We start from the raw sequence: 14,007 nt of genomic DNA, 5'->3' as shown, positions 1-14,007 counted from the left end.
TTATTTAATATTAATTAACCATATCAATAAAGTCCTGTTCAGAAATAATAGGAATTTCTAAACTCTCTGCTTTTGTTAGTTTGCTAGGTCCCATATTATCTCCTGCAACTATATATGTTGTTTTTTTAGAGATTGATGAGCTTACCTTACCTCCATTGTCTTCAATAGCTTTCTTCAATTCGTTTCTACTCATTTGATGAAATACTCCCGAAACTACAAATACCTTTCCTTGTAATTTATCTGTTTGATTTTCTAAGCTTTCTGCTGAAACCTCTAATTGAACTCCATAAATTTTTAAACGATCTATTAATTGAATATTTCCTAAATCGTTAGAAAATTCAATAATGCTTTGCGCTATTCTATCTCCTATTTCATCTACTGCAATCAACGTATCAAAATCGGCAGCCATTAAATTATCTATCGATTTAAAATGCTTTGCTAACTTTTTTGCTACTGTTTCTCCTACAAATCGAATTCCTAAAGCAAATAATACTTTTTCAAATGGAATCTCCTTTGATTTTTCTATTCCCGTAACCATATTTTCGGCTGATTTTTCCGCCATTCGCTCTAAAGGAATTACTTGTTCAACCTTTAAATCGTACAAATCGGCATAATTCTGAATTAGACCTTCTTTTCGTAATAAATCAACTGTTTCTCCTCCTAAACCATCAATATCCATGGCTTTTCTAGAAATAAAATGCTGGATTCTCCCTGTTATTTGTGGCGCACAACCAAATTCATTTGGACAATAATGCTTTGCATCTCCTTCTGTTCTTACTAACTCCGTATCACATTCAGGACAGTTAGTTGCATATTTAGTAGCTTCAGAATCAGCAGATCTTTTAGATAAATCAACCTTAATGATTTTAGGTATAATTTCCCCTCCTTTTTCTACAAATACAGTATCGTTTACTCGAATATCAAGCTTCTCTATCTGGTCTGCATTGTGTAACGAAGCTCTTTTAACAATAGTTCCAGCCAACTGTACAGGCTCTAAATTCGCTACTGGAGTAATTGCTCCCGTTCTTCCTACTTGGTAGGTAATTTCATTTAAAACTGTAGATACTTGTTCTGCTTTAAATTTATATGCTATTGCCCAACGTGGTGCTTTTGCTGTATAACCTAATTCTTCTTGCTGTTGTAAATTGTTTACTTTTATTACAACTCCATCTGTTTCATATGGCAAATCATGACGTTTTTCGTCCCAATGACTTACAAATTCAAATACTTCATCTATCGATTTTGCCAATGCTATTGTTTTTGGCACTTTAAATCCAACTTTTCTAGCATTTTCTAAACTTTCAAAATGTGTTTTGTATTTACGTTCTTCTGTAACTACTTGGTATAATAAACAATCTAACGGACGTTTTGCTACTTCTGCACTATCTTGCAGTTTTAAACTACCACTAGCTGTATTTCTAGGATTTCTATAGGCTTCTTCTCCATTTGCTAAACGCTCTTCGTTCATTTTATTAAAACCATCAAGTGGTAAAATAATCTCTCCTCGCATTTCAAAATCTGATACAAAATCTCCGTTTGGTATTAACGGAATCGATTTTATAGTACGAATATTTGTAGTTACATTATCTCCCTGAAAACCATCTCCACGAGTTACTGCTTTTACAAATTTTCCTTTTTCAAAAGTTAAATTTATAGAGGCTCCATCATATTTTAATTCACAAGTATATTCTATTTCTTCAGTTCCAAGATTCTTTTGTACTCGCTTTTCCCAATCTAACAAATCTTCTTTTGAATAGGAATTATCCAAAGAATACATTCTGTTTTTATGTGTAAGTGTTTCGAAATTTTTAGTAATTTCTCCTCCTACTCGTTGTGTTGGTGAATTAGCATCGAAAAACTGAGGATTTTCTTCTTCTAGTTTTTCTAATTCTTTTAATTTTATATCAAAATCATAATCAGAAATTGTAGCATTATCTAATACATAATAATTATGATTGTGCTCACGTAAATCTTCTCTTAATTGTTGTATTTTTTGTTCAGTTGTCATTTAATCTTTCTTCAAAAAATTCTCTACCTGTCTTCTATGTCTTAATATGTGTACAATGGCATGCTCTAATAATTGTTCTAAATCATACGTCACATTCCATCGTGTTTTAAAAGAATATTTTTCTAGTTCTTCATTTGACTTATACCAATTATCATGAAATGATTCTTCTGTGTATTTCAACATTTCTTCTATCTCATGAATAGCATTTTTTGTAGTATCTATTGTTGTTTTATATTCTAACCAACGATTATTACTTACTGATTGTATATAATTTGCATAAGTATAACCCGATTGAATTATGTGAAATGTTACAGTTTGTATTGATTTACAGTCTGGATCCTTTGCTTCATTATCTCTAACTTCTAAGAATCCTTCCTCTGAAATAATATTTAGTATTCTAATATAATCTTTTGTAGCTCTTTTATATTCTTCTAATAAAGCTACTAACATTCCATTCTTTTGCATCTTATTTCCTAACTGTCCCTGTTAAAAAACTAGGTCCTTTTGGTAATGAATTACCAGCTGTACGCCTGAAAGAAACAACTTGTCCTACATGCCAAATTGCATCTGCTATAGGTCCGTTTAATTGATTCCAAAATGGATATTCTTCTACTTTTCCATTCCCTCTTTTAATCTTCATTACATATTTTGAAATATCTTTTGATGCTCTTAAAATAGCACTCGTTTTTTTAAAGTTTTCAAGTGTCATTTTACGCATCTCTGCATAAGTTAACGAATCTTCTTTTGGAAAACTCATATCTGTTCCTTCTACTGCACTTAAAGTCATAATTGACAATACTAAAATATGATCTAGGGTATCAAACATATTTCTAGCCTCTTTACTTGGCTTATATTGCAAATCTTTTTCCTTTAACCCTTCAGTTGCCCAATAATAACGGAATCCTAATCCATCGACCATTCTACTTACCACAGTTCCTTCTGTAAATTCTTTTGGTGCGTCAGGAATCTCATAATAAGGTAGTTCTTGTGAATTCATATTTTTTGTAATTACTAAAATTAATAGTGTTGTTATTAGCGCCCTCATATACCTAGTTTAACTGCTAAATTAAGAAAAAGTTTTTTAGGTTTTAATCACTTCTACACATCTTTATAAACAAAAAAAAACCGAAGTTAAAACTTCGGTTTTTTTAATAACTCTTTTAAAAAAGCACTACTTTTTTAACTTCATTGAATACGCCATGTCTCCATCTGTTGCTGAAAATAAAAGCTTTGTTTCGTTTAAAATTTCAATCTTTAAACCAGTTACTGTGCTTTCTTCTTCCTCAAGTTTAATTACTTTGTGCTCTTCATCAAACTTCCAAAGACCATTCTTTTTATTATTACCCATAACTACTTGGTATTTTCCATCTGCATGAAAAATCATCCAACTATTATTTTGATAAAATTCTTGAATTTCTTCACCAATTTGCACAGATTCTACAAACCATTTACCTGAAGTTAAAAAATCTAACTCGTTAATTTCTTGAGAATAAGATACAGAAGTAAAACTAAGTATCAATACAAGTACTGCGATTACTTTTTTCATTTTAGGGGAATTAGGGGGTTAAAGTATTCAAAAATAACAAAAAAGCCGAAACAAAAAAATGTTTCGGCTTTTATTATACTTTTCTTACTATTCTAATAATATGTATAGCGACGAACTTTAGCTATATGCTTAGCTAAACGCATTACTTGGTGAGAATATCCATATTCATTATCATACCACACATAAATTACAATTGTATCTCCATCCGCAATAGTTGCCTTACTATCAAAAATTGATGGTGCTGTTGTACCTACAATATCAGAAGACACTAATTCATTACTTAATGAATATTGAATTTGCTCAACTAAATCTCCTTCTAAAGCGTATTGCTTCATAATAGCATTTACTGCTTCTACAGTTGTATTTGAGTTTAACTGTAAATTTAAAATTGCTAACGATCCATTTGGAACTGGTACACGAATAGCACTTGACGTTAACTTACCTTCTAATGCAGGCAATGCTTTTGCTACTGCTTTTCCTGCTCCAGTTTCTGTAATTACCATATTTAAAGCTGCTGCTCTTCCTCTACGGTATTTTTTATGCATATTATCAACCAAATTTTGATCGTTTGTATATGCATGAATCGTTTCTAAATGCCCTTTTTTAATTCCAAAATTATCTTCTAAAACTTTTAATACAGGTGTTATAGCATTTGTTGTACATGAAGCTGCTGAAAATATATCTACATTATCAGGATTGTTTTCAGAATGATTTACTCCGTGTACAATATTTGGAATCCCTACTCCTGGCGCTGTTAATAAAACTTTACTTGCTCCGTTTGGTACTAAATGACGACTTAATGCTTCTTTATCTTTAAAGGCTCCTGTATTGTCAATAATTAACGCATCGTTAATTCCGTATGCTGTATAGTCAATATCTTCAGGTTTACCCGCAGAAATCATATACACTGTAGTACCGTTAATAATTAACGCATTGTTATCTACATCAACTTGAACCGTTCCTAAGAAATCTCCATGAACAGAATCTATACTTAATAAAGATGCTCTTTTTTCTAATACTGCTTCGTTAATTTCTCCACGAGTAACAACAGCTCTTAATCTTAACTGAGAACCTTTACCCATTTTTGTCATTAACTCACGTGCTAATAAACGACCAATACGACCAAAACCATATAATACAACATCTTTTGGCTGAATATCTTCAGCTTCTGTTGCATCTTTTAATTGATTTTGAACAAAAGTTACTTTATCTATCGAATCATCTTGTAAATGATATTCATATGCTAATTTACCAATATCTAATTTTGATGCTGGTAATTCAATGTTTTGAATTGCTTTTGCTATTTCTAAAGCATCGTTAATTGAAATTGGCTTTGCTACAAATTCCTTTGCATAATCAATTAAATTTAAAACTTCACTAGCTCTTTTATCTACTAATGGGTTTCTAAATAAAACTAACTCGATAGACTTATCGTACCATAAATCGTTAACGATATTAATAAACTCAACCGTAGCTCTTCGAACTTGCGCCTGACTTACTACTTCTTTTTCGTAATTTGTTATTGTTGACATAGTTGTGTGTTAACTAAAATTTTAAAATTTGCAGCAAAAATACTTATTTCAAACGATTTCGTAAACGTTTATAAATAAAAAAAACTCGTTAAATAATATTTAACGAGTTTTTAATTATTCTAATAATTGAAACTTTAATATCTAAATCTTTCTAATCTACCTGAAGGACTTATCATTTCTAAAAGAAGTCTTCTATTAGTATTACTATCTAATATTCTAACTGCTTCTGCTGCTGAAGACACTTTTTTACCATTAATTTTTGTTAAAATATAGCCTTTTCCAATTTCAAACTCTTTAAAAGCTTTATTTATCGTTCTTTTAATCTTTGCTCCTCCTTCTATTTTAAATTTCCTTTTATCTTTAGCATCTATATCTTCAAATTCTGTTTCCAAGTATCTACTAGTAGGTAACTTAATTAACTTGGTTAATTTTACAACTTTAGTTAACTCCTTCCCGTCTCTATCAACTGTTACGTTTACATATTCTCCTGGACGCTTTGCTGTTAATAAGCCTTTTAAATCTGAAAACTTAGAGATTTTCACATCATTAACCTTTTTTATTATATCCCCTTCATCTATTCCTGCTTTTTTTGCTCCTCCATTTTCAAATACTTCTCCCACAATCACTCCTTCAATCTCCTCTGAATTTTTCACATCAGGTCTAAAACCTATTAATGCTTGCTGTACTGTTCCATATTCTAATAAATCATCTACAATTTTCTTTGCTATATTAGATGGAACCGCAAAGGAATATCCAATAAAAGAGCCTGTTTTAGATGAAATTGCTGTGTTAATCCCAACTAATTCTCCTCTTGTATTTACCAAAGCTCCTCCACTATTTCCAGGGTTTACTGCCGCATCTGTTTGTATAAAAGCCTCTACATTACTATTCCCTTTTAAATCTCTTCCTTTTGCACTTACAATACCTGCGGTTACAGTTGATGTTAAATTATAAGGATTCCCTACTGCCAATACCCATTCTCCTACTTTTGCATTATCTGAATTTCCAAACGGTAAATTCGGTAAATCTTCATCTGTTTCTACTTTTAATAAAGCTATATCATTGTCTTTATCTGCTCCGACTAAAACTGCTTTCAATTTTTTTCGATTGTTCAGTGTAATTTCTATTTCACTTGCTCCTTCAATTACATGGTTATTTGTAACAATATAACCATCTGGAGAAATTATTACTCCGCTCCCCGTTCCTACTTGCTGGTATTTTTTTGTACCACTTCCATTTCCATAAAACAATTCTGCCCATGGGTTTTGTTGTGTTCTAATTGCTGTATTTTTAACGTGCACAACAGCATTTACTGTTTTTTCAGCTGCCTCTGTAAAATCAGTTGGCTTTGATGATGAATTAATTACAGTTGGTGTGTAATTCGCTTTTACAGTTTGTAAAGTTGGTTCTACAGTTTTTTCAACTATTACTTGCGGCTTTTCAATGGCTACTTTATATCCTGCAAGTGCAACAACTCCACCAAAAAACGCAATCCCTAAGGTTTTAAATACTTTTTTCATATTCTTACAAAATTTAATATCTCAAATATACTATTTTAACATTTTCGTCAAATCTGTTTAACTTCTTTTTAACGGATTTTAACCGCTATTTAACACTATCTCTCAACAAAGAAAATATGTATCTTTGCCTAGTATGAAGATGACTTTTTATAAATATCAAGGAACAGGAAATGACTTTATTATAGTCGATAATAGAGTTAAAACCTTTCCAAAAAACAATATAGATATCGTTACCAAATTATGTGATAGACATTTTGGTATCGGTGCTGATGGCTTAATTCTTATAGAAGAAGATACTACTACAGATTTTAGAATGATTTATTTTAATGCTGATGGTAGTGAAACCATGTGTGGTAATGGAGGAAGATGTGCAGTTGCTTTTGCTAAGCATTTAAACATTATTGATTCTAAAACAACGTTTACTGCTTTTGATGGTAAACATTATGCTGAAATAAAAAATGACCTTATTTCTCTTCATATGATAGATGTGAATGAAATTATTATAAAAGAAGCTTATACCTTTGCCAATACTGGTACACAACACCATGTTGAAATGGTAGACAATTTAGATAAGTTTCCTGTTTTTGAAAAAGGAAAGGACATTCGTTATAATGTATATGGTAAAACTGGGAGCAATGTAAATTTTGTTGAGCAACTTAACAATGACACCTTTAGAGTTAGAACATATGAAAAAGGTGTTGAAGATGAAACTCTAGCTTGTGGTACAGGTGTTACTGCTGTTGCTATTGCGATGCATGCTACTAAAAAAACAACTGAAACTTCAATTAACCTTCCTGTTGAAGGTGGCTTATTAAAAGTTTATTTTGAAGAAAATAATGGTAACTACACTAATATCTTTTTAGAAGGCCCAGCTGTTTGTGTATTTAAAGGTGAAATAAATTTGTAATGAATACTTTAAAAGGTACACATATTAATTTAAGAGCTCTTGAACCTGAAGATTTAGATTTTTTATTTCAAATTGAAAATAATGAAGCTTTTTGGGAAGTTAGCCACACGCAAGCTCCTTTTTCTAAGTATCTTTTAAAACAATATTTAGAAAACGCACATTTAGATATTTTTGAAGCTAAGCAATTACGATTAATTATTGAAGACAATACTTCTTTAAGTTCTATAGGAATGATTGATCTTTTTGACTTCAATCCTCTGCACAAGAGAGCTGGGATTGGAATTTTAATTCATCCTGACTTTCAAAAAAATGGATTTGCTTCAGAAGCTTTACAACTTTTAATTAGTTATAGTTTTACACATTTACAATTGCATCAGTTATTTGCTAATATTACTTTTGATAATAATAATAGTATAGCTCTTTTTTCGAAACACAGTTTCAAAAAAATTGGTATTAAAAAAGATTGGATTTTAAACAAAGGAATTTATAAAGACGAAATTTTATTTCAATTAATCAATGAATAAAAAAATAATATACGGAACGATTGCCATCATATTTTTAATTGGTGGAATTATTGGTTTTAACTTTTATCAAAAAATATTTGGAAAATCTATCAACAAAGATGGTGTCATATATATTGGTTCAAATTATCATTTAATGGATTTAAAAAAGCTATTACATGAATATACTAATACACCTGAAAACTTTGTTTATGTTGCCAATAAAAAGAAATTCACAAAACCTAAAGGAGGAAAGTATACTTTGAAAAAAGGAATGAGTATGAATGATGTTGTTAATTTATTGCGCAGCGGAAATCAAACTCCTATAAAAGTCTCTTTTAACAATCAAGATACTTTAGAAAAGTTGGCAGGAAGAATTGCTCAACAAATTGAAACTGATTCTATTTCGTTGTTAAAAGCAATGACTGATGTAACTTTTCTAAGCCAAAACGGTTTTAATAGACAAACAGCTTTAGAAATTTATATTCCTAATAGCTATGAATTTTACTGGAATACTTCAGCAAATAAGTTTCGTAATAAAATGTTACGCGAATACAAACGTTTTTGGAACCAATCTAGGTTAGAAAAAGCTAAAAAGCTAAACTTAACTAAAAGTGAAGTAATTGCACTTGCTTCAATAGTTCAAAAAGAAACTGCCCAAAAAAGTGAACGCCCTATTGTTGCTGGATTATACCTAAATCGATTAAAAGACAATTGGCTATTACAAGCAGACCCTACTCTTATATATGCTATAAAACAATTAAACGGTCAAGATTTTGTTGTAAAACGTGTATTAAATAAAGATAAAGAAATAAAATCTCCATACAACACTTATAAAAACATCGGACTTCCTCCTTCTTTAATTGCAATGCCAGATGTTTCTTCTATAGATGCTGTTTTAAATTATAAAAAACATAAGTACTTTTATATGTGCGCTAGTATAGAAAAAATTGGATTTCATGATTTTGCTACTACTTTAGCGCAACACAATAGAAATGCGGCTAAATATCAAAGATGGATTAGTCAACAAGGAATTAGAAGATAATTTTAACAAAAAATTATTCTCATAAAAAAATCACAAAAACTATTGATTAAATAAAGAAAAATGATTTTTTCTATTTAATTCTTACAAAAAGCATAAAAAAAATATCTTTTTAGCAATATACAAAAACACCTAATGCACTGAATAATAACTACTTACAAAATTAGTTGTATATTTGCAGCGCTAAACAGAAAGTAACTAATTATCAGATATTTAATATTTGTTTTCATAGGTTTTGTACTATTTGCTAGTTTTACAACACCAGAAATAAGAAAAGAAAAAGAAATTACCACCACCACTACGCCAATAGCTGAATATAATGCTATTGGAGTTACTATACCTTTTTTATTAAAAGATTTTGTAGGCTTTAAAGAAGCATTAGCTTTTAAAGAATCTCAAGGAAGATACCGTATAGTAAACAAACTTGGTTATTTAGGTAAATACCAGTTTGGAAGAGAAACGTTAAAAAGGTTTAGAATTTACAACACTAACTATTTTCTTAAATCTCCAGAACTACAAGAAAAAGCTTTTATAGCTTATTGTAAAGTAAATAAATGGATTCTTAGAAAAGATATTAGAAGAAGTATTGGAAAAACTATTAACGGAACAAAAATAACAGAGTCGGGTATTTTAGCAGCTGCACATTTAAGTGGTGCCGGTAATGTTAAAAAGTATTTACGTTCTAACGGTGTTTTCAAATTTAATGATGCATTTGGAACTTCTATACAATCATATATGAGAAAATTTTCTGGTTATGATGTATCAAACATTACAGCTAACAAAAAACCTACTGTATAAAATAATAAAACCAATTTATACCAAAAAAGACATCAAATATGATGTCTTTTTTTTTATTTATGAATTATAAAAATAGTTGGTCTTTTATGTAAATCCGTTTTTACATTTTTCCATTCTTTTGCTGTATATGTTTTAATATACTCAGAAGGTAATGTAATATCACATGCTACACAAATTCGAGTATCTGGAGATAATGTAGTACGTAAATCATCTAGCATTTTCTCATTTCTATAAGGCGTTTCTATAAAAATTTGAGATTGATTTTTATCTCTTGATATTTTTTCTAAATCTTTAATAGCCTTTTTTCTATCTGATTTATCAATTGGTAAATACCCATTAAAAGCAAAATTCTGACCATTCATTCCAGATGCCATCATAGCCATTAAGATTGAAGAAGGTCCTACTAATGGTACAACCTGCACTCCTTTTTCATGTGCTAATTTTGCAATACTTGCTCCAGGGTCAGCAACTGCAGGAACTCCTGCTTCAGATAACAAACCTATCGAAATACCTTTATCGCAAATATCTAAATAATTTTGAATTTCAAAATCATCAGAATATTTATCTAATAACATTAATTGTAAAGATGATTGCGCTTTTGCTGGTGTAATCTTTTTTATAAATCTTCTCGCTGATTTTTCATTTTCAACAATAAAATAATCAAGATGTTCAATTACTTTTTTTACCGATAATGGCATAACCTCTAAAGGCTCTGTATCTCCTAATGTTGTTGGAATTAAGTATAATTTCCCTTTCATTATTTCTCTAATTTTGAAGCAATAATATTACATGCTTCATCTAACATTCTATATACATTTTCAAAACCTTGATCTCCTCCATAATATGGATCAGGTACACTTCTATTTTCTTTAGGATATAATTCGTTTAAAATCATTTTCACCTTTTGAGTCTCTTCATAATTATCTGACATTGAAACAATGTCATCATAATTATTTTCATCCATTGCAAAAATAAAATCAAATTCTTTAAAGTCTGATTTATTAAACTTTCTAGATCTTTGATCAGTTATATTAATACCGTATTTATTTGCAACCTCTATAGATCTTTTGTCTGGTAATTCACCTACATGATAACCTGCCGTACCAGCAGAATCAACAAAAAATGATTGAGATGATAATTTAGATTGTAAAATACCTTCGGCTAAAGGGGAACGACATATATTCCCTAAACAAACCATTAGTATTTTTTTCATAATCTAATATTACAGTGTTAATTTCTTCCTTAAATCTTCTACGTATTTCTTAAATTGCTTATCAGTTTCAGTTAAGTTATCAACTGTTTTACAAGCATGTAACACAGTGGCATGATCTCTTTTTCCTATCTGACTACCTATACTAGCCAAAGATGATTTAGTCATGCGTTTTGCAAAATACATTGCTAATTGACGTGCTTGAACAATATGTCTTTTACGCGTTTTAGATTGTAAAGTAGCTACATCCATATCAAAATATTTAGACACTACTTTTTGAATATAATCTATTGAAAGTTCTTTCTTTGTATTCTTAACAAATTTATCTACAATTTGTTTTGCTAATTCAATAGTAAACTCTTTTCTATTGAAAGAAGCTTGTGCGATCATAGAAATAATAACACCTTCTAATTCACGAACATTTGATTTTATGTTCTTAGCAATATATTCAACTATTTCTTCTGGCATCTCAACACCATCTCTGTACAACTTGTTTTGAAGTATAGAAGTACGAGTTTCAAAATCAGGTGCCTGTAACTCAGCAGATAATCCCCATTTAAAACGAGATAGTAAACGTTGCTCAATATCTTGCATATCAACAGGAGCCTTATCAGAAGTTAAAATCACCTGTTTACCATTTTGATGTAAATGATTAAAAATATGGAAAAATACATCTTGCGTTCCAGCTTTTCCTGATAAGAATTGTACATCGTCAATAATTAATACATCAATCATTTGATAGAAATGAATAAAATCATTTCTAGTATTCGATTTTACCGAATCAATGAATTGTTGTGTAAATTTTTCTGATGAAATATATAAAACCGTTTTATCCGGATATTTATCTTTAATTTCAACACCTATTGCGTGTCCTAAATGTGTTTTTCCTAAACCTACTCCTCCATAAATTAATAATGGATTGAAAGAAGTTCCACCTGGCTTATTAGCAACTGCCATACTAGCTGAACGAGCTAATCGATTAGAATCTCCTTCTACAAAATTTGCAAAATTATAATTTGGATTTAATTGAGATTCTATCTTAACCTTTTGTAGACCAGGAATAATAAAAGGGTTTTTTAACTCTCTTTTAGATTCTAGTGGCATTGTTACCTTTTGGGGTTTCAATGGGTTACGATTAGAACTTGGGATTTTAACTGTTTGCGGACTGTTACTGCTATACGTATTTTCCATACGTACATCGTAAATCAATTTAGCATCATTCCCCAATTCTCTTACCAAAGCCACTCTTAACAACTTAATGTAATGTTCTTCTAGCCATTCGTAAAAAAATTTACTTGGTACCTGTACTGTAAGTGCCTCCCCTGCCAATTTTATTGGCTTTATTGGTTCGAACCAAGTTTTGTATGCTTGGGGTTTAATATTATCTTTTATAAAAGATAAGCATTCCATCCAAACTGAATCAGCAGTTTTTGTCATTTGGGTTAAAAACTATTTTAAGTTGTTAATTTTTATTCAGATTTATGGGGACACCAGATACATCTGTCTGGGTGAACAAAAGTGTGAATAAAATTCAGTATAAAAAAATCAAATTGCTATTGATTTTTAATTATTTTTTCCGTAACGTTAATTATAACAAAAACACAAAAAACATTTTGAAAAAACATAAAACTTCGGTTAGAATACGATATGCAGAAACCGATCAAATGGGCGTTGTTTACCATGGAAATTATGCTCAATTTTTTGAAATTGGCCGAACCGAATGGTTACGCTCTTTAGGCATTACATACAAATATATGGAAAAAACAGGTGTTATGCTTCCTGTAATTTCATTATCTTGTCATTTTAAAAAATCAGCTTTATATGACGATGAAATTACTATCTATACATACATAAAAAAAACACCTTCAGTAAAAATTGAATTTGATTATGAAATTATAAATCAAAACAACGAGCTAATTTGTACCGGTAATACTATTTTAGCTTTTATTAATATGAAAACAAAAAAACCAATGCGTTGTCCAAAATATATTATAGAAAAATTGGACGATTATTAATTTGAAACTAAAAAATAATTAATGAAAATATATACAAAAACTGGTGATAAAGGTTCTACTTCTCTTTTTGGAGGAACACGAGTTCCTAAACACCATTTAAGAATTGAGAGCTATGGTACAGTAGATGAACTTAATTCTTATATTGGTTTAATAAGAGATCAAAATATTGATAGCCTTATAAAAAAAACACTCTCTAAAATTCAAAGTGATTTATTTACTTTAGGCGCAATGTTGGCTACTCCTCCTGAAAAGGAAACTTTAAAAAGTGGAAAAGAACGATTAAACATTTATAAAATTACAGATGATTCTATTCAATTCTTAGAAGATGAAATTGACCTAATGAATAAGACTCTTCCACAAATGACTCATTTTATTTTACCTGGCGGACATCAAACCGTGTCATTTTGTCACATAGCACGTTGTGTATGCCGTAGAGCTGAACGTTTATCGGTAGCTTTAAACGAAGATGAACCTATAAATTCAAATGTTTTAATGTACTTAAACAGACTTTCTGACTATCTTTTTGTACTGGCACGAAAGTTGACCCAAGACTTAAAAGCGGAAGAAATTAAATGGATTCCCGAAAAATTATAACTAAGTTCTTTTTTTATTGATTTAACATTTTTTAAAAAAAACTTGACTTTCTCAAAAAAAAAATTATTTTTGCGAAAATCTTAATAAACAGATAAAGAAATGTATTGGACACTTGAACTAGCATCATATTTAGCAGATGCACCTTGGCCTGCAACTAAAGACGAATTAATTGATTATGCTATTCGTACAGGAGCACCCTTAGAAGTGGTTGAAAATTTACAGGATATTGAAGATGAAGGAGAGGCATATGATTCAATAATCGAAATTTGGCCTGATTATCCTACCGAAGAAGATTATCTTTGGAACGAAGACGAATACTAAGAATACAACCATAA

15 protein-coding genes and 1 pseudogene are annotated in these 14,007 nt (G+C 30.1%); 7 read left to right on the top strand and 9 right to left on the bottom strand.

The annotated features are described in order from the left end of the window. Positions 1–10: 10 nt before the first annotated feature. The 6 genes from ligA to Q0881_RS05125 all read right to left on the bottom strand — a co-directional run bounded on the left by ligA (position 11) and on the right by Q0881_RS05125 (position 6,606). Positions 11–2,008: an NAD-dependent DNA ligase LigA gene (gene ligA / locus Q0881_RS05150; protein WP_299157452.1), complete on the bottom strand. Its 1,998-nt coding sequence runs from the start codon at positions 2,006–2,008 to the stop codon at positions 11–13. Then, complete coding sequence (locus Q0881_RS05145) at positions 2,009–2,473, bottom strand: DinB family protein (RefSeq protein WP_299157450.1); 465 nt, start codon at positions 2,471–2,473, stop codon at positions 2,009–2,011. 1 nt (position 2,474) lies between these two features. Beyond that, on the bottom strand, positions 2,475–3,005 hold the full coding sequence (locus Q0881_RS05140; protein ID WP_299157448.1) for a hypothetical protein: 531 nt from the start codon (positions 3,003–3,005) through the stop codon (positions 2,475–2,477). 174 nt (positions 3,006–3,179) lie between these two features. Then, positions 3,180–3,554, bottom strand: a complete 375-nt coding sequence (locus Q0881_RS05135) for a hypothetical protein (RefSeq protein ID WP_299157446.1) — start codon at positions 3,552–3,554, stop codon at positions 3,180–3,182. 92 nt (positions 3,555–3,646) lie between these two features. Then, positions 3,647–5,086 carry a glyceraldehyde-3-phosphate dehydrogenase gene (locus Q0881_RS05130; protein WP_299157444.1) on the bottom strand — a complete coding sequence of 480 codons (1,440 nt, stop codon included), beginning with the start codon at positions 5,084–5,086 and terminating at the stop codon, positions 3,647–3,649. Between the two features lie 134 nt (positions 5,087–5,220). Further along, complete coding sequence (locus tag Q0881_RS05125; protein ID WP_299157443.1) at positions 5,221–6,606, bottom strand: trypsin-like peptidase domain-containing protein; 1,386 nt, start codon at positions 6,604–6,606, stop codon at positions 5,221–5,223. Between the two features lie 133 nt (positions 6,607–6,739). Here Q0881_RS05125 and dapF point away from each other — a divergent pair, with 133 nt between their 5' ends. From dapF to Q0881_RS05105, 4 genes and pseudogenes are all read left to right on the top strand, one after another. Continuing rightward, positions 6,740–7,513 carry a diaminopimelate epimerase gene (gene dapF / locus Q0881_RS05120; RefSeq protein WP_299157441.1) on the top strand — a complete coding sequence of 258 codons (774 nt, stop codon included), beginning with the start codon at positions 6,740–6,742 and terminating at the stop codon, positions 7,511–7,513. Further along, positions 7,513–8,037: a GNAT family N-acetyltransferase gene (locus Q0881_RS05115; protein ID WP_299157439.1), complete on the top strand. Its 525-nt coding sequence runs from the start codon at positions 7,513–7,515 to the stop codon at positions 8,035–8,037. The genes dapF and Q0881_RS05115 overlap by 1 nt, the downstream gene beginning before the upstream one ends. Then, positions 8,030–9,058, top strand: coding sequence for an endolytic transglycosylase MltG (gene mltG, locus Q0881_RS05110; RefSeq protein WP_299157437.1), 1,029 nt, complete (start codon positions 8,030–8,032; stop codon positions 9,056–9,058). Before Q0881_RS05115 ends, mltG begins: the two co-directional genes overlap by 8 nt. A 336-nt stretch (positions 9,059–9,394) precedes the next feature. Then, positions 9,395–9,853 (top strand): annotated as a pseudogene (locus Q0881_RS05105) (peptidoglycan-binding protein LysM); the annotation flags it as partial. Positions 9,854–9,906: 53 nt separating this feature from the next. Here Q0881_RS05105 and Q0881_RS05100 read toward each other — a convergent pair. From Q0881_RS05100 to dnaA, 3 genes are read right to left on the bottom strand one after another with little or no spacing between them, the layout of a single operon-like run. Continuing rightward, positions 9,907–10,611, bottom strand: a complete 705-nt coding sequence (locus Q0881_RS05100) for an SAM-dependent methyltransferase (protein WP_299157435.1) — start codon at positions 10,609–10,611, stop codon at positions 9,907–9,909. Next, the gene (locus Q0881_RS05095) at positions 10,611–11,066 is read right to left on the bottom strand and encodes a low molecular weight protein-tyrosine-phosphatase (RefSeq protein WP_299157433.1); all 456 of its coding nucleotides are present in this window, start codon (positions 11,064–11,066) and stop codon (positions 10,611–10,613) included. Before Q0881_RS05095 ends, Q0881_RS05100 begins: the two co-directional genes overlap by 1 nt. Before the next feature lie 9 nt (positions 11,067–11,075). Next, on the bottom strand, positions 11,076–12,500 hold the full coding sequence (gene dnaA, locus Q0881_RS05090; protein ID WP_299157431.1) for a chromosomal replication initiator protein DnaA: 1,425 nt from the start codon (positions 12,498–12,500) through the stop codon (positions 11,076–11,078). Positions 12,501–12,676: 176 nt separating this feature from the next. Between dnaA and Q0881_RS05085 the strand changes: the two genes are divergently transcribed. From Q0881_RS05085 to Q0881_RS05075, 3 genes are all read left to right on the top strand, one after another. After that, entirely contained in the window at positions 12,677–13,078 is a 402-nt protein-coding gene (locus Q0881_RS05085; protein ID WP_299157429.1) for a thioesterase family protein, read from the top strand. Positions 13,079–13,099: 21 nt separating this feature from the next. Then, on the top strand, positions 13,100–13,672 hold the full coding sequence (locus Q0881_RS05080; RefSeq protein WP_299157427.1) for a cob(I)yrinic acid a,c-diamide adenosyltransferase: 573 nt from the start codon (positions 13,100–13,102) through the stop codon (positions 13,670–13,672). A gap of 99 nt (positions 13,673–13,771) precedes the next feature. Next, a complete protein-coding gene (locus Q0881_RS05075; RefSeq protein ID WP_047789198.1) occupies positions 13,772–13,993 on the top strand; it encodes a DUF2795 domain-containing protein in 222 nt (73 codons plus the stop codon). The last annotated feature ends 14 nt before the right edge of the window (positions 13,994–14,007 follow it).

The sequence above is a fragment of the uncultured Tenacibaculum sp. genome (assembly GCF_947494125.1).
In the GTDB taxonomy this organism is placed as follows: Bacteria; Bacteroidota; Bacteroidia; order Flavobacteriales; family Flavobacteriaceae; genus Polaribacter.
This window is presented reverse-complemented; position numbering and strand designations above follow the sequence as displayed.